The organism is Pseudomonas sp. SIMBA_041 (assembly GCF_046535095.1).
GTDB lineage: Bacteria > Pseudomonadota > Gammaproteobacteria > Pseudomonadales > Pseudomonadaceae > Aquipseudomonas > Aquipseudomonas mucoides.
This window is the reverse complement of sequence record NZ_JAWRXJ010000960.1, coordinates 1-234: the sequence shown is the minus strand read 5'-3', so window position 1 is coordinate 234 and position 234 is coordinate 1. Positions and strand designations below refer to the sequence as shown.

The following is a 234-nucleotide window of genomic DNA, read 5'->3' as shown; positions in this document are numbered from 1 at the left end:
CCACCAATTTGGAGTGATTTCTTTATTAGCAAGATAATAAATCCAAGCAACTATAAATAAAATAAACTGAACGCCAAGACGCATCAGGTTTGAAATTACAATTGAAATGGGGGTAACCAACCTTGGAAAATAAACTTTTCCGAAAATATTGGCATTTCCTGTAAACGTACTGGATGTTCCTAATAAAGATCCGGAAAAATAATTCCATAAAGTAACGCCTGCAAGATAAAATAA

Annotated in this window: 1 protein-coding gene; it reads right to left on the bottom strand. The window is 32.9% G+C overall.

The window, feature by feature from the left end; all coding sequences use genetic code 11:
- On the bottom strand, positions 1-234 hold a 234-nt coding region (locus tag SB725_RS33990), incomplete at both ends, for a hypothetical protein (protein WP_410923799.1).